Origin of the sequence: Aliihoeflea sp. 2WW, assembly GCF_000497755.1 — a bacterium.
In the GTDB taxonomy this organism is placed as follows: Bacteria; Pseudomonadota; Alphaproteobacteria; order Rhizobiales; family Rhizobiaceae; genus Aliihoeflea.
Map to the genome: position 1 here is coordinate 23,569 of NZ_AYOD01000035.1, position 18,592 is coordinate 42,160.

An 18,592-nucleotide genomic window follows, 5' to 3' on the forward strand; every position below is an offset into this window, starting at 1 on the left:
AAGCCGACGTCTTCGATCAAGCCGCCAGGCAGGTGGCGCAGGTGCCGCGGATTTCGATGGCGGTCTTGGAGGGCTTGAAGCCGTGATCGCGCGACCAGTCGCCGAGGCGGGACTGGACGGTGGCGTCGGAGAATTCCTCGACCTGACCGCATTTCTCGCAGATCGCGAAGGCGATGCTGCCATGGCCGTGGCAATGCGGGTGGGCGCAGGCGACGAAGGCGTTGATCGATTCCAGCCGGTGGACGAGGCCGTAGTCGAGAAGCTTCTCGAGCGCGCGATAGACCTGCAAGGGCGCGCGAAAGCCGCGATCCCGGAGGCGGTCGAGGATCGTGTAGGCGGAAAGCGGGCCGTCGGCCGCCGACAGCGCGCCGAGCACCATTTCCTGGTTCTTGGTCAGGTCGTGTGCGGTCATTGCAGGGCTCCCGCCGGACGCCGGGTGAAGGAGAAGAGGCTTAGCAGGAAAAGAACCAGCGCCGCCACCACGATCGACGGACCGGACGGCGTGTCGAAGTGGAGCGAGCCAAAAAGGCCGCCGACGACGGCGACGACGCCAATGAACGAGGCGAGGACCGCCATCTGCTCGGGCGTCGTGGAAAAGCGCCGCGCGGTGGCGGCGGGGATGATGAGCAGCGAGGTGATGAGCAGGATGCCGACGACCTTCATCGCGATCGCGATCACGAGCGCCATCAGGAGCATGAAGATGAAGCGCGAACGCTCGGGCGCCATGCCTTCGGCCTCCGCCAGTTCCTCGTTGACAGTGGCGGCCAGAAGCGGCTTCCAGAGCCACGCCATGAGGCCCAGAATGATCGCGCCGCCGCCATAGACGAGCGCGATGTCGGTGCGCGAAACGGCGAGGATATCGCCGAAGAGGAAGCCCATCAAATCGACGCGGACCCAGCTCATGAAGGCCACCATGACGAGGCCGAGGGCGAGCGTGGAATGCGACAGGATGCCCAGCAGCGCGTCGGTGGACAGCGCGCCGCGCCGTTGCAGCAGCAGGAGCGCGACGGAGACGAGCGAGGCGACGAGGAAGACGCCGGCCATCAGGTTGATCTGGAACAAAAAGGCGAGAGCCACACCGAGCAGCGCCGAATGCGCCATGGTGTCGCCGAAATAGGCCATGCGCCGCCAGACGATGAAGCAGCCGAGCGGGCCGACCGTGAGCGCGAGACCGATGCCGGCGACGAGCGCGCGGGTGAAGAAGCCGTCAAGCATCGCGGTGCCCATGCGAATGGTCGTGGCCATGATCATGCGCGTGATCGTGATGGCCATCGGCCGGGTGGCAGTTGTCGGTGACCGAACCGTCCTGGTGGAGGACGCGGCCGTCCTCCAGATGAGTGTGATCGTGCCGGTGGCGGTAGATCGCCAGCGTCTCGGCGGCGCGCGCGCCGAAGAGCTTCAGATATTCCGGGCTCGCGACGACGTTTTGCGGCGTGCCGCGGCAGCAGACATGGCCGTTGAGGCAGATGACCGTGTCCGTGTCGGCCATGACGACGTGCAGATCGTGCGATATCAGCAGGATGCCGCATCCCGTACGGTTGCGGATGTTCCGGATCAGCTCGTAAAGCGCCACTTCGCCGGTGAAATCGACGCCCTGGACGGGCTCGTCGAGGACCAGGAGATCGGGCTTGCGCACCATGGCGCGGGCGAGCAGGGCGCGCTGGAACTCACCGCCGGATAGAGCCTGCACTTCGGCGCCGGCGAGATGGGCGACACCGGTCGCCTCCAGCGCCTCGGCGATCTCGGATGGCGAGGGCGTGCCAGTGAGCTTCATCAGGCGCTCGACCGTCAGGGGAAGCGTCCAGTCGATGGCGAGCTTTTGCGGCACGTAGCCGACCCTGAGGCCGGACCTGCGCGTGACCGTCCCCTCCTGCGGCTTCATGAGGCCGATCGCGGTCTTGGCGGTCGTGCTTTTGCCGGAACCGTTGGGGCCGATCAGGGTGACGATCTCGCCGGGGCGGATGTCCATGTCGACGCCGCGCACCAGCCATCGCCCGGCGCGCTGGACGCCGGCGCCGGACAGCCGCACGAGCGGCTCGCTTGTCCTGTCGATCGTGTTCAGCATGAGATCGTGTTCGGCATTCGTTTCGAAACGGGTTGCCAGGCCGGTATATCGCACGTTATAGCGTAACGCAATGAATGTAATATCGTAACATTTGCGGAGACCCTGATGACGAGATTTCAAGCCACGCTTCTGGCCGGAACGGCCCTCGCCGCCTGCACGGCCGGACCGGCAAGCGCATTCGATGGCGTGGTGGCCTCGATCAAGCCGGTCCATTCGCTGGTCGCGGCGGTGATGGGCGATGTCGGCGAGCCGTCCTTGCTCGTTTCCGGCGCAGGATCGCCGCACACCTATTCGATGCGCCCTTCGGAGGCGCAGATGCTCGAAAGCGCGTCCGTGATCTTCTGGGTCGGGCACGACCTCGAAATGTTCCTCGACGGCCCGCTCGAAACGCTCGCGGGCAATGCGACGGTCGTCGAGCTTGGCGAGGCGGACGGACTGACGCGGCTTTCCTATCGCGAGGGCGGCCCCTTCGAGAACCACGAACACGACCACGAGGCTAGTGCTGCAGCAGACGACACCGGCGACGAGCACGCGCACGAACATGAAGAGACGTCGGACGAGGACGATCATTCGCACGACCACGCGCACGATCATGACGACGACAGCCATGCGGACGCGGATGCGGAGGCCGGACACGATCACGCGCACGACCACGAAGCAGAGCATGACGGCGATGCGCATGGCGCCCATGACATGCATTTCTGGCTCGACCCGGAGAACGCCAAGATCATGGTGCGCGAGATCGAGACCGCGTTGAGCGCCGCCGACCCGGACAATGCGGGAGCCTATGCGACGAACGCTGCCGCCACGACCGAACGGCTCGACGCGCTGCTCTCCGAAACGCAGGATGCCGTCGACGCCATCGACAATCGCGGCTTCGTCGTCTTCCACGACGCGTACCAGTATTACGAGAACCGGTTCGGCATCGAGGCGGCCGGGTCCATCACCGTCAGCCCGGATGTGATGCCCGGGGCGCAGCGACTGACCGAGATCAAGGCGCGCGTGGAAGAACTCGGCGCGGCCTGCGTCTTCTCCGAACCGCAGTTCGAACCGCGCCTCGTCTCCGTCATCACCGAAGGAACCGAGGCGAAGGCCGGTGTTCTCGATCCGCTGGGGGCAGACATCGAAGACGGGCCGGAGCTCTATTTCGAGCTGATCGGCAATCTCACGACCTCCCTGACGACCTGTCTTAGCGAAGGCTGAGGCAGACGTCCCTACGCGTGGGGGCGGACCGATGGCCCGCCCCCTTTTTTGCCCATCGGTGTTATACTATAACAAGGAGCCTTCATGGCGCACGATCCCCGCCTCCCCGTCACCATACTTTCCGGCTTCCTCGGTGCCGGCAAGACGACGCTCCTGAACCATGTCCTCAACAATCGCGAGGGCAGGCGCGTCGCCGTCATCGTCAACGACATGAGCGAGGTGAACATCGACGCGGCTTTGGTGCGTGACGGCGGATCGGACCTTTCGCGCACCGAGGAAAAGCTGGTCGAGATGACCAATGGCTGCATCTGCTGCACGCTTCGCGACGACCTTCTGGCCGAGGTCGGCCGGCTGGCAGCCGAAGGTCGCTTCGATTACCTGCTGATCGAATCGACCGGAATTTCCGAGCCTCTTCCCGTCGCCGCCACATTCGAATTCCGTGACGAGGCGGGAAAGAGTCTCTCAGACATCGCCAGACTCGACACGATGGTGACCGTGGTCGACGCGGCCAATCTCCTGAAGGACTATTCGTCGGCAGACTTCCTGCGCGACCGGGGCGAGACGGCGGGCGACGGCGACGAGCGGGCGCTGGTCGACCTTCTGGTCGAGCAGATCGAGTTCGCCGACACGATCGTCCTCAACAAGGTCGGGAGTGCGCGGGCGGGCGAACGCGACATGGCGCGCAGGATCATCCGCGCGCTCAATCCCGACGCGCATGTGATCGAAACGGATTTCGGCCGTGTCGACCTCGGCGACATCCTCGATACCGGGCGGTTCGACTTCGCCAAGGCCGAAACGCATCCGCTGTGGTTCAAGGAGCTGAACGGCTTTGCCGACCATGTGCCGGAGACGGAGGAATATGGCGTGCGCTCCTTCGTCTATCGCGCAAGGCGGCCGTTCCAGCCGGCGAAGCTGCAGGCATTCGTCAACCGGGAGTGGCCGGGCGTGATCCGCGCCAAGGGGTTCTTCTGGCTGGCGACACGGCCGGATTTCGTCGGCGAAATCAGCCAGGCCGGAGCGCTCGTGCGCACGCAAAAGCGTGGCTGGTGGTGGGCCGCCGTACCCAAGGCGCGCTGGCCGCAGGACCCGGAATGGCATGCGGCGATGGCGGACTACCTCGACCCCGTCTGGGGCGACAGGCGGCAGGAGATCGTCTTCATCGGCACGCACCCGATGAACGAGGTGCGCATCAAGGCCGAACTCGACGCGTGCCTCGTCGATGCGCCGATCTTCATGCCGGATCTATGGAAGGGGTTGCCCGATCCGTTTCCGAGTTGGACGCGGCCGGCGGCCTAACTGCCCTCGAAGCCTTGCAGGACGCCGACGGCGTTGACGGCGATTTCGGCGACGGCGTAGCCGCCTTCCATGACGAAGAGCGTCGGCAGGCCGAGGGCGGCGATGCGGCGGCCGATCCTGGGGTAGTCGTCGGTGGTCAATCTGAACTTCGAGATCGGGTCCTTCTCGAACGTGTCGACGCCGAGCGAGACGACGACGACGTCCGGCGCATAGGCGGCGAGGCGGCGGCAGCCTTCCTCCAGCGACTCGGCCCATTCAGCGTAATTCGTGCCGAAAGGCATCGGGAAATTGTGGTTGAAGCCTTCGCCGGCGCCCTGCCCGGTCTCGTCAGCATGGCCGAGGAAGAACGGATATTCGACCAGTGGATCGGCGTGGAGGTTGATGACCTTCACGTCGGCGCGGGCATAGAAGATTTCCTGCGTGCCGTTGCCATGATGATAGTCGACGTCGAGGATCGCGACGCGCTTTGCGCCATTGTCGAGGAACCACTGCGCGGCGACGGCGGCGTTGTTGATGAAGCAGTATCCGCCCATGAAGTTCGATCCGGCATGGTGGCCGGGCGGGCGGCAGAGCGCAAAGGCAGCGCGTTCGCCGGCCTGGACGAGCGCGGCGGCACTCAGCGCCGTATCGTGCGAGGACTTGATGGCGTTCCACGTGCCTTTGACGAAAGTCGCGCCGCCGTCGAAGGAGTAGAAGCCGAGGCGGGCGTCGATCGTCTTAGGCTCGACATCGCCGCGCAGGCCGCGCGTCGGCCAGGTGAATGGCATGGCGGTGCCGGTGCGGCCGGTCTTTTCCCATTCAGGATAGACCTGCGGCAGGAAGTCGATGAAGGCCGGCTTGTGGACCTTCTTCGCCGTCGTCAGATCGTGCTCGGTGGGCTCGGAAATCGGGCCGAGGCCGACCTCTTCAATGCGCGCCTTGATGAACTCGGCCCGCGACGGCATCTCGAAGGCAGGCACGATGGCTCCGTCGATCAGTTCGAGATTGCCGGAATGGCCCGCGTGGCGGGGAGAGAAGATCGTTTTCATCGAGAGCCTTGCATGGGTGGTCTGCGCCGAACGTAGCGGCTCAGCCGCGCCTCTGCCAGCCTAGAGCGGCCAAAGAAAAAGGCCCCGCTCGAAAGCGAGGCCTTCTGCCGGACCGGGTCCGCTCAGTTACGCGAGCGGGCCAGTCGTCGTCCGGGTGAACCCGTCAGTGGCGAGCCGACCAGTCGTCGATTTCGCGTTCGGCTTCTTCCTGGGACTTGCCGTAATGAGCCTGCAGCTTGCCTGCGAGCTCCTTGCGGTTGCCCTTGATCACATCGAGATCGTCATTGGTGAGCTTGCCCCACTGCTGCTGGGCCTTGCCCTTGAACTGTTCCCAATTGCCTTCGATCTGATTCCAATTCATGGCGTATTCCTTCCTCGTTCTGCACCTTGGTGACGGGTCGTTGCCGTCCTGCATGGCTAACGTGGAAGAGCCGGTGATGTTCCTCGCGATGGCGGACTTGAATTCGGATCGATGGCGACGCACATTCAATAACTATTATTGGATGGAGTGTTCGCCATGGCGATCAGCGCCGAACTTGGCCCGCATCTGGAGCAATTTGTCGCCAAGCTGGTGACGTCGGGACGCTACAACTCGAAAAGCGAAGTCTTGCGCGACGGCTTGCGTTTGCTGGAGGAGCGGCAAGCCAAGCTGGAAGCGCTCGACAAGATGATTGCAGAAGGGCTGGCGTCGCTGGACAGGGGCGAAGGAAAACCGGCGGACGAGGTCTTTGATCGGCTCGAAGCGAAGTATCGCTCCATGGCCGCCGACCGGTCGTGAGGATCATATTTTCGCCTGAAGCGGAAGCCGACCTCGAATCGATTGGTGATTACATCGCGCTCGACAATCCGTTCCGGGCGCTGAGCTTTACTCAGCAGATGCGGGCGGCGTGCACCGAACTCGCCGAGCATCCGAGACGCTTCGAGAGACTGGACCGATCCCGTCAGCGCGAAATGCGTAGGCGCGTATTCCAGACCTACCTCATCGTCTACGAGGTTTTGGAAACACAGGTTTCGATCGTCCGGATCATCCATGGCGCCATGGATCAGGACGCGCTTTTCGGGGATACAGATTTCTGACATGAAAAACCCCGCCGGATCGCTCCGGCGGGGTCTTTTGTCCGTTCAACGGAGCCTTGCGGCTTAGTTGTCGGTGTTCTGCTTCTTCAGCGCGGCGCCGAGAATGTCGCCGAGCGATGCGCCGGAGTCCGTCGAACCGTACTGTGCGACCGCTTCCTTCTCTTCGGCGATTTCGAGCGCCTTGATGGAAACGGACAGACGACGGGTCTTCTTGTCGAACTGCGTGACGCGGGCATCGACCTTCTGGCCGACCGAGAAGCGCTCGGGGCGCTGCTCGTCGCGGTCGCGCGACAGGTCCGAGCGCTTCACGAAGCTCTCGATGTCGTGGTCGACGAGATTGACCTCGATGCCGCCGTCCTTGATGGCCGTGACTTCACAGGTAACGATCGCGCCCTTGCGCAGTTCGCCGGAAGCGGCGGCGTCGCCGATCGCATCCTTGCCGAGCTGCTTGATGCCGAGCGAGATGCGCTCCTTCTCGATGTCGACGTCGAGAACCTGCGCCTGCACCATGTCGCCGCGGTTGTACTCCTCGATGACCTGCTCGCCCGGACGCGTCCAGTCGAGGTCGGAGAGGTGAACCATGCCGTCGACATCGCCTTCGAGACCGATGAACAGGCCGAATTCGGTCTTGTTCTTGACCTCACCCTCGACGATCGAGCCGGACGGGTAGGTACGGGCGAACACTTCCCACGGATTCTCGAGCGTCTGCTTGAGGCCGAGCGAAATGCGGCGCTTCTGCGGGTCCACTTCGAGCACGACCACATCGACTTCCTGAGTCGTCGACAGGATCTTGCCGGGGTGCACGTTCTTCTTGGTCCAGGACATCTCGGAGACGTGGATGAGGCCTTCGATGCCAGGCTCCAGCTCGACGAACGCGCCGTAGTCGGTGATGTTCGTGACCTTGCCGGTAACGCGCTTGCCGATCGGGTAACGCGTGCCGATGCCTTCCCACGGATCAGCCTCGAGCTGCTTCATGCCGAGCGAGATGCGGTGGGTTTCCTGGTTGATGCGGATGATCTGGACCTTGACGGTCTGGCCGATCGACAGGATTTCCGTCGGGTGGTTGACGCGGCGCCAGGCCATGTCGGTGACGTGCAGCAGGCCGTCGATGCCACCCAGATCCACGAACGCGCCGTAGTCGGTGATGTTCTTGACGACACCCTCGACGACCTGACCCTCTTCGAGGTTCTGGACGATCTCGGAACGCTGCTCTGCACGGCTCTCTTCGAGGACCGTACGGCGCGAAACGACGATGTTGCCGCGGCGCTTGTCCATCTTGAGGATTTCGAAGGGCTGCGGGTTGTGCATCAGCGGGGTGACGTCGCGGATCGGGCGAATGTCGACCTGGCTGCGCGGCAGGAACGCCACGGCGCCGTCGAGATCGACCGTGAAGCCGCCCTTGACCTGATTGAAGATGATACCTTCGACGCGCTCGCCGGCCTCGAACTTGGCTTCGAGCTTGACCCAGCTTTCCTCGCGGCGCGCCTTGTCGCGCGACAGCATGGCTTCGCCCAGCGCGTTCTCGATGCGCTCGACATAGACTTCGACTTCGTCGCCGACCTTGAGCTGGCCGTCCTTGGCCTTGGCGCCGAATTCCTTCAGCGGGACACGACCTTCGACCTTCAGGCCGACGTCGATGATGGCCATGTCTTTTTCGATGGCCGTGACGATGCCCTTGACGACGGAACCTTCGGCCGAGTGGTTCTCGGAGAAGGACTCTTCGAGAAGGCTGGCGAAATCGTCACGGGATGGGTTTGCGTTTGACATTTAAGCTCCTGGAAGCTCGGGCATCGCCACGAGCGGCGCCGGGGTTTGTGTTGATCAAGGCCCATGTCGCATCGATCCCTCAGGATCGAAAATTCGGCGCAGGATGCGACGGGGCCGGTTCTTTACGCGAAAAGCGGAATGCCCACGGTCACGACCTTTTGGAGGGTCGCGAGGCAGGCCGTCCGATCTTCAGGACTGTGCCCTGGCTGCGAGGCGATCATCGATCAGGATTTTCGCAGCCTGGAAGGCCGCTTCTATATCCATTTGCGTCGTGTCGAGCAAGTGCGCGTCGTCGGCGGGGCGAAGCGGCGAATCCGTGCGGCCCATGTCGCGGGCGTCGCGACGTGCGATATCGGCCAGAACGTCGTCGTAGGAGACCTCCGGCGCATCCTGATGGCGGCGCAGCGCACGGGCCTCCGGAGACGCCGTCACGTAGAGCTTCACGTCGGCATCCGGGCAGACGACCGTGCCGATATCGCGTCCGTCGAGCACGGCGCCGGGCGGGGTCGAGGCGAAATCGCGCTGCTTGGCGACGAGCGCGCGGCGCACGGCCGGCATGACCGCGACGCGCGAAGCCGCCTCGCCGACGCCGTATTCGGAAAGCTGATCGCGGTCGAGCGCCGACAGGTCGAGCGCTGCAGCAACCTGCTCGGCCAGGTTCTCGTCGTCGAGCGAGAGGTCTTCCATCAACAGCGCGCGGGCGACGGCGCGATAGGTCAGCCCGGTATCGAGATGCGGGAGGCCGTAATGGTCGGCGAGACGACGCGCGAGCGTGCCCTTGCCGGACGCCGCGGGGCCGTCAATGGCGATGACGAGGAGGCTTTCCGTTTCCGTCCTCACACCGACCTCGTGATGCCGCCGTCGATGCGCAGGTTCTGGCCGGTCATGTAGCTCGACCGGTCGGAGGCGAGGTAGGCGACGAGCTCTGCGACCTCGTCCGAACGACCGTAACGTCCCATTGGAATGCGCTCGCGCCGGTCGTCCTTCTCCGGAAGCGAATCGATGAAGCCGGGCAGGACGTTGTTCATGCGGATGTTGTCCGACGCATAGCGGTCGGCAAAGAGTTTGGAAAATGCGGCGAGGCCGGCGCGGAAGACCCCCGAGGTCGGGAACGCCTCTTCGGGCTCGAAGGCCGCATAAGTCGAGATGTTGACGAACGATCCGCCTTTTTGCGCCTGCATGGCCGGCGTCACAAGGCGCGCGATGCGGACGACGTTCAGGAGGTAGAACTCCATGCCGCGCTGCCAGTCGGCATCGGAAATATCGAGAACCGCGCCCTTGGGGCCGTGCCCGGCGCTGGAGATGACGGCGTCGATCCGGCCGTATTTCTCGAGCGTCAGGTCGGTGAAGCGCTTCAGATCTGCCGGTTCCAGATTGGAGCCGGTGAAGCCGAGACCGCCAAGCTCGCGGGCAAGCGCCTCGCCCTTGCCGGACGACGACATGATCGCGACGGCAAAGCCTTCGTCCGCGAGACGGCGCGCGCACGCAGCGCCAATGCCGCTGCCGCCACCGACGATCATCGCCACTCTGGTCTGCGTCATCGACAACTCCTATTCGATTTCCGCGCCGAGCGACGCCATCAGATCCATGAACTCGGGGAAACTCGTCGCGATCATCGCGCGGTCGTCGACGGTCACCGACTTTTCGGCGGCAAGGCCCAAGATCAGGAAAGCCATGGCGATGCGATGATCGAGATGGGTCTTGACGATGCCGCCGCCGAGGCTCTTGCCGCCCGGACGGCCGGTGACGCGCAGGAAATCGTGGCCCTCGACGCAAGGAACGCCATTGACCTTGAGACCATCGGCGGTCGCCGTCAGGCGGTCGCTTTCCTTGACGCGCAGCTCGTCGACGCCCTCCATCACCGTTTCGCCCTCGGCGAACGAGGCGGCGACCGCGAGGACGGGATATTCGTCGATCATGAATGGTGCGCGGGCGGGCGGGACGGTGACGCCCTTCAATTCGGAATAGCGCACGCGCAGGTCCGCGACATCCTCACCGCCGGCGTCGCGGCGGTTCATCAATTCGATCGAAGCGCCCATTTCGAGAAGCGTGTCGATGAGCCCGGTGCGCGTCGGGTTCATCAGGACGTTTTCGATGGTGATGTCCGAGCCCGGCACGATCAGCGCCGCCACCAGCGGGAAGGCCGCGGAAGACGGATCGCCCGGAACGGCGATGGTGCGGCCGGTCAGCTTGCCCTCGCCGACGAGGCGGATGTGGCGGACGCCCTGCGCATCGGTCTCGACGTCGAGTTCGGCGCCGAAGCCCTTCAGCATCTTTTCCGTGTGGTCGCGGGTCATGATCGGCTCGATGACCGTTGTGATCCCCGGCGTGTTGAGGCCGGCGAGAAGCACGGCGGACTTGACCTGCGCCGAGGCCATCGGGACGCGGTAGGTGATCGGCGCTGCGCGTTTGGGCCCGCGAAGCGTCAGCGGCATGCGGTCGCCTTCGGCCGAGGACACGATCTGCGTGCCGAACTCGCGAAGCGGATCGAGCACGCGCTTCATCGGGCGCTTGGACAGGCTTTCGTCACCGATGAAGGTGGTTTCCATGTCATAAGTGCCGACGAGGCCCATCGTCAGCCGCGAGCCGGTGCCGGCATTGCCGAAATCGAGAGGAGCCTCGGCTTCGAGAAGCGCGCCGTTGCCGGTGCCCCGGACGATCCACTCGCCATCCGTCTTCACGATCACGGCACCCATCGCCTTCATCGCCTCGCCGGTGCGCAGCACGTCTTCGCCTTCGAGCAGGCCGGTGATGCGCGTTTCGCCGGCCGCAAGGCCGCCGAACATCAAGGAGCGGTGCGAAATCGACTTGTCGCCGGGCATGCGGACCGTTCCGGCAAGCGGATGGCCGGCACGGGCGGTCGCTGGGCTGGGTTGGCTTGGTGCGGACATTGGCGGCTCTTCGGGATGGGCGGGCGCGGGCGCCGGACAGATGGGATGGCGGCTTCCTAACACGCGTTTTCGCGCCGGTCATCCCTGTGCGGCCCGACGCGGCGATTGCCCGTTGACATAGGCTTTGACAGTCGGTCATTCAGTAGTTATGGGGACCGCACTTTTTCATCCGAACGCGACCGTCTTGCCCCATCCCGTCGACCGGGACCATGCGGGCGGCGTCGAAGCCCGAAGACACGATGAGGCTCACCGTGGCTAAACCCGAACTTGGCACCAAGCGAATCTGCCCCGAGACGGGCCGTAAATTCTACGACCTGAACAAGGACCCGGTCGTCTCGCCCTATACCGGACAGTCCTATCCGCGATCCTATTTCGAGAGCGGCTCGCCGGTCGAGGAAGAGGAAGAGGCCGAAGAAAAGGAAGTCGACGAGGTCGAGGAGGGCGATGCCGATACGGTTTCGCTCGAGGAAGCCGACGAGGAGACCAAGGGCGGCTCCGACTCTCCCGATGTCGACGATGATGACGACGACGACGTCGAACTGGACGACGATGACGACGACACGTTTCTGGCCGACGACGAGGACGAGGACGATGACGGCCTCGACGACATCATCGGCGTCGGTGACGACGACGAAGACCACTGACGTCAGGTCGCCTGCCCGAAGCATTCTTTCCCGCGCTTTTGGGCTTGCAATCGATCCGAGGCGGCGCTAGAAGCCGCCTCGCACCGGCAGATACCGCCGGTTCGGGGCCATAGCTCAGCTGGGAGAGCGCCTGCATGGCATGCAGGAGGTCAGCGGTTCGATCCCGCTTGGCTCCACCAATTCTCTATCTCACGGCAGTTCGCTTCGCTCACGCCTCCGATGGGGCGGGCGAAAGCCCGGGCCGCAGTCGCGGCCTGAAACTGCCGTGAAACCTCCAACTCGACTCTCATCCGCGCACTCGTCCCTTGGGACGGCTTGCGAGCTGTCGAGCCTCCATGCTTACTGATCGTCCGCATCGTAGGTCGAGGCTCGCATGAACCGAATTCGTCCATTTCTGGCGGCTCTCATCCTGATCGCCGCTTCCGCGACCGGGATATTCGCGCAGGAGCGCCCGTCCCCCGACCAGATTTTGCACAACTGGTATCGCATGGTGCTGGAACTGGTGCGTCACACGCCGACCTATTCGCCGCCCGTCGCCAGCCGCGCCTTCGCCTATCTCGGCGTCACCGCCTACGAGGCCACCGCGAGCGGCGGCGGGCTTGCTTCGCTTTCCGGACAGTTGAACGCGCTGACGCCTGCACCCGAACGCGAGGCGGGTGCGGCCTATGACGAAGCGGTCGTCATGCAGGCGGCGATGGCGTTCGGCGTGCGCAACTTCTTCGGAAACACTGGTCCGACCGGGCAACGCGCGATGAAGGCGATGGAGGCGCAACTTTCGAAACTGACGGCTGCCGACCTGCCCGAAGACGTTGTTGCGCGCAGCGTCGCCTATGGCGAAGCGGTGGGCGCGCATGTGCTTGACTGGTCGATGAAGGATGGCGGCGCCGTTGTCGAGAATATGGGCTTTCCCTTCGACCACGCGCTGAACGATCGGCCGGGCGCCTGGGCGCCGACGAGCCTTGTCGTGCAGCAACAGGCGCCGCTGTTGCCGAAATGGGGAGAAAACCGGGCTTTCGCCATGCCGACCGGCGCATCCTGCCCCCTGCCACCGCCGCCTTCCTTCAGCGAGGAGGCGGGTTCCGACTTCCATGCCGAGGCGCTGGAGGTCTACGAGACCTCGAAGGCACTGACGCCGGAACAGACAGCGATCGCGCGGTTCTGGTCGGACGATCCGATGCTGTCGCCGACGCCACCCGGTCACTGGATCTTCATTGCAATGGACATCCTGCAGGCGAAAAAGGCGGACGTCGCGGAGCGAGCCGATCTTCTCGCTCGGCTCGGCGTGGCACTGGCCGATTCCTTCATTGGCTGCTGGCATGCGAAATTCGAGTACGATCTCATCCGGCCGGTGACCTATATCCGCCGCGTGATCGACCCGAATTGGCAGCCGATCCTGATCACCCCGCCCTTCCCCGAATATCCGAGCGGGCATTCGACGCAGTCCGGCGCGGCGGCGGCGGTGCTGACGGCGCATTTCGGTGACGATTTTGCCTTCGAGGATGCGACCCACGTAGACGAGGGGCTCGCCATACGCGCCTTTCCGGACTTCTGGGCGGCGGCAGAGGAAGCGGCGATCTCGCGGCTTTACGGCGGCATCCACTTTCGCGCGGCGATCGAGCGCGGGCTCGACCAGGGTCGCTGCATCGGCGCCTTCGCGACCGCGCTAAAGACGGTGGAGTAGACCATGCGTTTGGTCATCGCCCTGTCGATCGCCCTTCTCACCGGCGTCGCGAGCGCCAATGCGCAGGCGATCCCGAGTTTTATCGAGGAAACCGAAACGGCAGGGATCGACAGCATCTTTCGGGGCGAGTGGGAGTATATGGTTGGCGGCGGGGTCGCTGTGTTCGATTGCAGCGGCGACGGCTTTCCCGACATGCTGCTGGCAGGCGGGTCCGCGCCGGCGAAATTTTATCGCAATGTCAGCGACGTCGGCGGGGAGTTGAGGTTCGAGGAAGCGCAAAGCGGTGCGGAACTCGACAAGGTGGCGGGCGCCTATCCGCTCGATATCGACGGCGACGGCATCACCGATCTCGTGCTGCTGCGCGTCGGCGAGAATGTCGTGCTGCGCGGGCGCGGGGGATGCCGGTTCGAGCGCGCCAACGAGGATTGGGGCTTCGAGGGCGGTGATGGCTGGTCGACCGCATTCGCGGCGATGTGGGAGACGGGCGCGGATTTTCCGACGCTTGCGATCGGCAATTATGTCGACCGGAACGAGCAGATGTTTCCGTGGGGCTCGTGCACCGACAACTGGCTGCACCGGCCGATGGCGGGCGAGCGCCGCTTCGCCGCGCCGCTGCCGCTGACGCCGAGCTACTGCACGCTCTCGATGCTGTTCACCGACTGGAACCGGTCTGGTACGCCGAGCCTGCGGGTTTCGAACGACCGCGAATACTACAAGGGTGGACAGGAGCAGCTCTGGCATGTCGCGCCTGGCGAGGCGCCGAAGCTCTACACGGCCGAGGAAGGCTGGCAGCGGCTGCGCATCTGGGGCATGGGCATCGCCTCCTACGATCTCGGCTTCGACGGCTATCCGGACTATTTCCTGACCAGCATGGCCGACAACAAACTGCAGCGGCTTGTCCGGCCGGAGACGGGCGAGTTGCTGCCGCGATATGACGACGTCGCCTTCGCCAAGGGCGTGACGGCGCACCGGCCTTATGTCGGCGGCGAGATTCAGCCGAGCACGGCCTGGCACGCGCAGTTCGAGGACGTCAACAATGACGGGCTGGTCGATCTGTTCGTCGCCAAGGGCAATGTGTGGGAGATGCCGGACTTCGCCCAGAAGGACCCGAACAATCTCCTGATCCAGAAACCGGACGGGACGTTTTTCGAGGCGGGCGACACGGCCGGCGTTGCCAGCATGCTGACCGGACGGGGCGCGGCGCTGGCCGATTTCAACCTTGACGGGCGGGTCGATCTCGTCGTCGTCAACCGGCACGACAAGGCGCAGATCTGGCGCAATGCGAGCGAGGATGCCGGGCGCTGGGTTCAGGTGAAGATCGAGCAGGACGGGCCGAACCGCGACGCAGTCGGCGCGTGGATCGAGGTCCGGCGCGGCGATGTCGAGATGCGGCGCGAGGCGACATCCGGCGGCGGCCATGTCAGCGGACAGACGGGATGGTGGCATTTCGGGCTCGGCGACCTGGACGCGGCCGAAATCCGGGTCATCTGGCCCGATGGAGTGGAGGGCGAATGGGCGCGGGTTGCGGCGGACGGATTCTACGTGCTCGCACGCGATGCCGAACCGGTCGCATGGGATCCTAGCGACCGTTGACCTTTCGCCAGGCGGCGAAGTCGGCCAGCGTCTGGTCCTCGGTCGCCGGATAGAGGCCGAGGATCGAGCGGCCGTTGCGCACCTCCTCCGTGACGAAATCCTCGAAGGCCGTCATCTCGACTGCCTCGCTCGCGAGTTCATCGGCGAGGTGCGCGGGAAGCACGACGACGCCGTCGCTGTCGCCAACCACAACGTCGCCGGGGAAGACCGGCGTGTCGCCGCAACCGATCGGCACGTTGATGTCGATCGCCTGGTGCAGCGTGAGGTTCGTCGGGGCGGAGGGGCGGTTGTGATAGGCGGGGATGGCGAGGCCGGCGATCTCGGCCGAATCGCGAAAGCCGCCATCGGTGACGATTCCGGCGACGCCACGCACCATCAGCCGCGTGAGAAGGATGCCGCCGGCGGATGCGGCGCGCGGGTCCTTGCGGCTGTCGATGACCATCACCGCGCCGGGCGGGCAATCCTCGATCGCCTTGCGCTGCGGATGGGCGCGGTCGCGGAAGACTTCGAGCCGGTTCAAATCCTCGCGCGCGGGCATGTAGCGCAGCGTGAAAGCTTCGCCGACCATGGTGGGCTTCGACGGGTCGAGCGGATGCACGTCCTGGATGAACTGATTGCGCAGGCCGCGCTTGTAGAGCGCGGTGCAGAGCGTCGCGGTCGAAACCGTTTTCAGCTTGTCGCGGGTTTCGGTCGACAGGGCCATGGGATGCTCCTCAGTAGATCGCGGGCTCGTCCACCGGACGGCCGAACTCGGTTTCCAGAAAGTCTAAATCGCAGCCTTCATGGGCCTGGCGGATGTGGCGGGAGAACATCCAGCCATAGCCGCGCTCGTAGCGCGGTTCCGGCGCTTTCCAGGCCGCCTTGCGGGACGCGAGTTCCGCATCGCTGACCTCGAACCGGATCGAGCGGGCCGGGATGTCGAGGGTGATCAGATCGCCGGTTTTGACCAGAGCAAGCGGCCCGCCGACGAAGGATTCAGGCGAAACGTGAAGGATGCAGGCGCCGTAGCTCGTGCCGCTCATGCGCGCATCTGAAATGCGCACCATATCGCGCACGCCCTGGCGCACGAGCTTCTTCGGGATCGGCAGCATGCCCCATTCGGGCATGCCCGGACCGCCGAGAGGACCGGCATTGCGCAGGATCAGGACGTGGTCGGCGGTGACGTCGAGATCGTCGCTGTCGATCACCGCCTTCATCGAAGGATAGTCGTCGAAGACGAGCGCGGGGCCGGTGTGGCGCTGGAAGCGCAGCTCGCAGGCGCTGGGCTTGATGACGCAGCCCTCGGGCGCGAGGTTGCCCGTCAGGACGGCCAGCGCGCCTTCGCTGTAGATCGGATTGTCGAGCGGACGGATGACGTCCGCATCGTGGACTTCGGCGCCGGCGATGTTTGCGCCGAGCGTGCGACCGGTCACGGTGATGCAGTCGGTATGAAGGTGATCGCCGAGTGAGGCCATCAGCGCCGGCATGCCGCCGGCATAGAAGAAGTCTTCCATCAGATACTTCTCGCCACTCGGGCGAATGTTGGCGATGACCGGCACGACCCGGCTCGCGCGGTCGAAATCGTCGAGTCCGATATCGGCACCGGCGCGGCGGGCCATCGCGATCAGATGGATGATGGCGTTGGTCGAGCAGCCCATCGCCATCGCGACCGCGATGCCGTTCTCGAAGGCCTCACGCGTCTGGATGTCGGAGGGCTTCAGATCCTCCCACACCATCTCGACGGCGCGGCGGCCGGAGGCGGACGCCATGCGGATGTGATTCGAATCGGCGGCGGGAATGGAGGAGGCGCCGGGCAGCGTCATGCCGATCGCCTCGACGATGCCGGTCATGGTCGATGCCGTGCCCATGGTCATGCAGGTGCCGTAGGAGCGGGCGATGCCGCCTTCGAGCCCCTGCCAGTCGGCATCGGTTATGTTGCCGGCGCGGCGCTCGTCCCAATATTTCCACGCGTCCGAACCGGAGCCGAGCACGCGGCCCTTCCAGTTGCCGCGCAGCATCGGGCCGGCGGGGACGAAAACAGCAGGGAGGTTCGCGCTCGTCGCGCCGAGAAGCAATGCCGGCGTGGTCTTGTCGCAGCCGCCCATCAGGACGACGCCGTCGAGCGGGTGAGAGCGGATCAGTTCCTCGACGTCCATGGCGAGGAGGTTGCGGTAGAGCATCGTCGTCGGCTTGACGTTGCTTTCCGACAGCGACAGCGCCGGAAGCTCGACCGGGAAGCCGCCGGCCTGCAGCACGCCGCGCTTCACGTCCTCGGCGCGCTGGCGGAAATGTGCGTGACAGGGATTGAGGTCGGACCAGGTGTTGATGATGCCGATGATCGGCCGCCCCGCCATCTCCTCACTGGCAAAGCCCATCTGCATCATGCGTGAGCGATGGCCGAAACTGCGCAAATCGTCCGGCGCGAACCAGCGTGCGCTGCGCAATTCGCCGGGGCTCTTCCGTTTCGTCATCATCGTCCTCCACAATGACCACTCACAATGTCTTTTGCGCTAGTATATTTGAAAGCAGTGTGCAACCGCCGAATCGCCAGTGTCCCGGATTGGAACATGTCGCGTGGAGCGCTATACCGGTTGCAAGGGGTCCCATATGCTGCAACCAGTGCGCCGCCGTTCGCTCGCCGACGAGATCTACGATCAGCTTCGCCGCATGATCGTAACGCTCGAGCTGAAGCCGGGTGAAACCCTGGTGGAGAAGGAATTGTGCGACCGGTTCGCGGTCAGCCGCACGCCGGTGCGCGAAGCGATCCTGCGGCTGGCCGATCACGGGCTGGTCGAGATCGCCCCGCAGCACGCGACCTTCGTTTCAGGCATCGACGTGCGCGCCGTGCGGCAAGCGCATTTCCTGCGCAGCAATCTCGAGATTCCGCTGATCCGCCAGCTTTGCGCCACGCCGGGTCTCGACCTGTCGCGGCCGCGCGCGATCCTCGTCGAACAGCAGGTGATGATGGCGGATACGGAGTTCGCCTCCTTCATGCCGCTCGACGATCTCTTCCATCAGTCGCTGTTCGAGCTCGGCGGCCTGCGCGAAATCTGGTCGGTCATCCATTCGCGCAAGGCGCAGCTCGACCGCATTCGCTTCCTGCAGGCGCCGCAGGGCGGCAAGGTCCCGTTGCTGGTCCAGGACCACAAGGCGATCCTGGACGCGATCGCCGCGCAGGACGCGGCCGCGGGCGAGGCGATGCTGCGCCGGCACGTGGCCGGGGCGGTGATCTTCATGGAACAGCAGCTCCTCTTGGAGCCGGACGCTTTCCAGCCCCGGACGACGCCGGACGAGGCTGTGTTGCGCGCTCACGAACCGGGTTGACCGTGCGCGCCCATGCTGCACTAATGTATCAGCACGCGGCGCCT

Annotated in this window: 19 protein-coding genes and 1 tRNA gene; 9 read left to right on the forward strand and 11 right to left on the reverse strand. The window is 64.7% G+C overall.

All coding sequences use genetic code 11. The annotated features are described in order from the left end of the window. Nucleotides 1-16 precede the first annotated feature (16 nt). The 3 genes from ALII_RS0114095 to ALII_RS0114105 are packed head-to-tail and all read right to left on the reverse strand — an operon-like array spanning nucleotide 17 to nucleotide 2,065. Complete coding sequence (locus ALII_RS0114095) at nucleotides 17-412, reverse strand: Fur family transcriptional regulator (RefSeq protein WP_024587954.1); 396 nt, start codon at nucleotides 410-412, stop codon at nucleotides 17-19. Then, nucleotides 409-1,251 (reverse strand): zinc ABC transporter permease subunit ZnuB, encoded by an 843-nt coding sequence (znuB, locus tag ALII_RS0114100; RefSeq protein ID WP_024587955.1) that lies wholly within the window; start codon nucleotides 1,249-1,251, stop codon nucleotides 409-411. The genes ALII_RS0114095 and znuB overlap by 4 nt, the downstream gene beginning before the upstream one ends. Beyond that, entirely contained in the window at nucleotides 1,208-2,065 is an 858-nt protein-coding gene (locus ALII_RS0114105; RefSeq protein ID WP_024587956.1) for a metal ABC transporter ATP-binding protein, read from the reverse strand. The genes znuB and ALII_RS0114105 overlap by 44 nt, the downstream gene beginning before the upstream one ends. A 105-nt stretch (nucleotides 2,066-2,170) precedes the next feature. Here ALII_RS0114105 and ALII_RS0114110 point away from each other — a divergent pair, with 105 nt between their 5' ends. Next, nucleotides 2,171-3,268 (forward strand): zinc ABC transporter substrate-binding protein, encoded by a 1,098-nt coding sequence (locus ALII_RS0114110; protein ID WP_024587957.1) that lies wholly within the window; start codon nucleotides 2,171-2,173, stop codon nucleotides 3,266-3,268. Between the two features lie 84 nt (nucleotides 3,269-3,352). Next, nucleotides 3,353-4,564 (forward strand): zinc metallochaperone GTPase ZigA, encoded by a 1,212-nt coding sequence (gene zigA, locus ALII_RS0114115; protein WP_024587958.1) that lies wholly within the window; start codon nucleotides 3,353-3,355, stop codon nucleotides 4,562-4,564. Here the strand turns inward: zigA and ALII_RS0114120 are convergent. Both ALII_RS0114120 and ALII_RS0114125 read right to left on the reverse strand, forming a co-directional pair. Continuing rightward, complete coding sequence (locus ALII_RS0114120) at nucleotides 4,561-5,592, reverse strand: histone deacetylase family protein (protein WP_024587959.1); 1,032 nt, start codon at nucleotides 5,590-5,592, stop codon at nucleotides 4,561-4,563. The two genes, zigA and ALII_RS0114120, sit on opposite strands and share 4 nt — an antisense overlap. Before the next feature lie 163 nt (nucleotides 5,593-5,755). Then, nucleotides 5,756-5,953 carry a CsbD family protein gene (locus tag ALII_RS0114125; protein WP_024587960.1) on the reverse strand — a complete coding sequence of 66 codons (198 nt, stop codon included), beginning with the start codon at nucleotides 5,951-5,953 and terminating at the stop codon, nucleotides 5,756-5,758. A 156-nt stretch (nucleotides 5,954-6,109) separates the two neighbouring features. On the opposite strand from ALII_RS0114125, the gene ALII_RS0114130 reads away from it, so the two are divergent. Both ALII_RS0114130 and ALII_RS0114135 read left to right on the forward strand, forming a co-directional pair. Further along, nucleotides 6,110-6,370, forward strand: a complete 261-nt coding sequence (locus ALII_RS0114130) for a type II toxin-antitoxin system ParD family antitoxin (protein WP_024587961.1) — start codon at nucleotides 6,110-6,112, stop codon at nucleotides 6,368-6,370. Then, nucleotides 6,367-6,669 (forward strand): type II toxin-antitoxin system RelE/ParE family toxin, encoded by a 303-nt coding sequence (locus tag ALII_RS0114135; RefSeq protein ID WP_024587962.1) that lies wholly within the window; start codon nucleotides 6,367-6,369, stop codon nucleotides 6,667-6,669. Before ALII_RS0114130 ends, ALII_RS0114135 begins: the two co-directional genes overlap by 4 nt. Nucleotides 6,670-6,732: 63 nt before the next feature. On the opposite strand, the gene rpsA is transcribed toward ALII_RS0114135, so the two are convergent. From rpsA to aroA, 4 genes are all read right to left on the reverse strand, one after another. Then, the gene (gene rpsA, locus ALII_RS0114140) at nucleotides 6,733-8,436 is read right to left on the reverse strand and encodes a 30S ribosomal protein S1 (RefSeq protein WP_024587963.1); all 1,704 of its coding nucleotides are present in this window, start codon (nucleotides 8,434-8,436) and stop codon (nucleotides 6,733-6,735) included. A gap of 189 nt (nucleotides 8,437-8,625) precedes the next feature. Beyond that, a complete protein-coding gene (gene cmk, locus ALII_RS0114145; protein WP_024587964.1) occupies nucleotides 8,626-9,276 on the reverse strand; it encodes a (d)CMP kinase in 651 nt (216 codons plus the stop codon). Next, on the reverse strand, nucleotides 9,273-9,977 hold the full coding sequence (locus tag ALII_RS0114150; RefSeq protein ID WP_024587965.1) for an SDR family oxidoreductase: 705 nt from the start codon (nucleotides 9,975-9,977) through the stop codon (nucleotides 9,273-9,275). Before ALII_RS0114150 ends, cmk begins: the two co-directional genes overlap by 4 nt. A gap of 9 nt (nucleotides 9,978-9,986) precedes the next feature. Continuing rightward, the gene (gene aroA / locus ALII_RS0114155) at nucleotides 9,987-11,327 is read right to left on the reverse strand and encodes a 3-phosphoshikimate 1-carboxyvinyltransferase (RefSeq protein WP_024587966.1); all 1,341 of its coding nucleotides are present in this window, start codon (nucleotides 11,325-11,327) and stop codon (nucleotides 9,987-9,989) included. Nucleotides 11,328-11,578: 251 nt separating this feature from the next. Here aroA and ALII_RS0114160 point away from each other — a divergent pair, with 251 nt between their 5' ends. The 4 genes from ALII_RS0114160 to ALII_RS0114175 all read left to right on the forward strand — a co-directional run bounded on the left by ALII_RS0114160 (nucleotide 11,579) and on the right by ALII_RS0114175 (nucleotide 15,245). Then, on the forward strand, nucleotides 11,579-11,971 hold the full coding sequence (locus ALII_RS0114160) for a TIGR02300 family protein (RefSeq protein ID WP_024587967.1): 393 nt from the start codon (nucleotides 11,579-11,581) through the stop codon (nucleotides 11,969-11,971). 103 nt (nucleotides 11,972-12,074) lie between these two features. Further along, nucleotides 12,075-12,150, forward strand: a tRNA-Ala gene (locus ALII_RS0114165). Between the two features lie 194 nt (nucleotides 12,151-12,344). Continuing rightward, nucleotides 12,345-13,652, forward strand: a complete 1,308-nt coding sequence (locus ALII_RS0114170; protein ID WP_024587968.1) for a vanadium-dependent haloperoxidase — start codon at nucleotides 12,345-12,347, stop codon at nucleotides 13,650-13,652. Nucleotides 13,653-13,655: 3 nt separating this feature from the next. Then, the gene (locus ALII_RS0114175) at nucleotides 13,656-15,245 is read left to right on the forward strand and encodes a CRTAC1 family protein (RefSeq protein WP_024587969.1); all 1,590 of its coding nucleotides are present in this window, start codon (nucleotides 13,656-13,658) and stop codon (nucleotides 15,243-15,245) included. On the opposite strand, the gene ALII_RS0114180 is transcribed toward ALII_RS0114175, so the two are convergent. Continuing rightward, a complete protein-coding gene (locus tag ALII_RS0114180) occupies nucleotides 15,232-15,948 on the reverse strand; it encodes a ribonuclease activity regulator RraA (RefSeq protein WP_024587970.1) in 717 nt (238 codons plus the stop codon). The two genes, ALII_RS0114175 and ALII_RS0114180, sit on opposite strands and share 14 nt — an antisense overlap. A 10-nt stretch (nucleotides 15,949-15,958) precedes the next feature. Next, a complete protein-coding gene (gene araD, locus ALII_RS0114185; RefSeq protein WP_024587971.1) occupies nucleotides 15,959-17,698 on the reverse strand; it encodes an L-arabinonate dehydratase in 1,740 nt (579 codons plus the stop codon). Between the two features lie 133 nt (nucleotides 17,699-17,831). Here araD and ALII_RS0114190 point away from each other — a divergent pair, with 133 nt between their 5' ends. Then, nucleotides 17,832-18,548 (forward strand): GntR family transcriptional regulator, encoded by a 717-nt coding sequence (locus tag ALII_RS0114190; RefSeq protein WP_024587972.1) that lies wholly within the window; start codon nucleotides 17,832-17,834, stop codon nucleotides 18,546-18,548. Nucleotides 18,549-18,592: the final 44 nt, after the last annotated feature.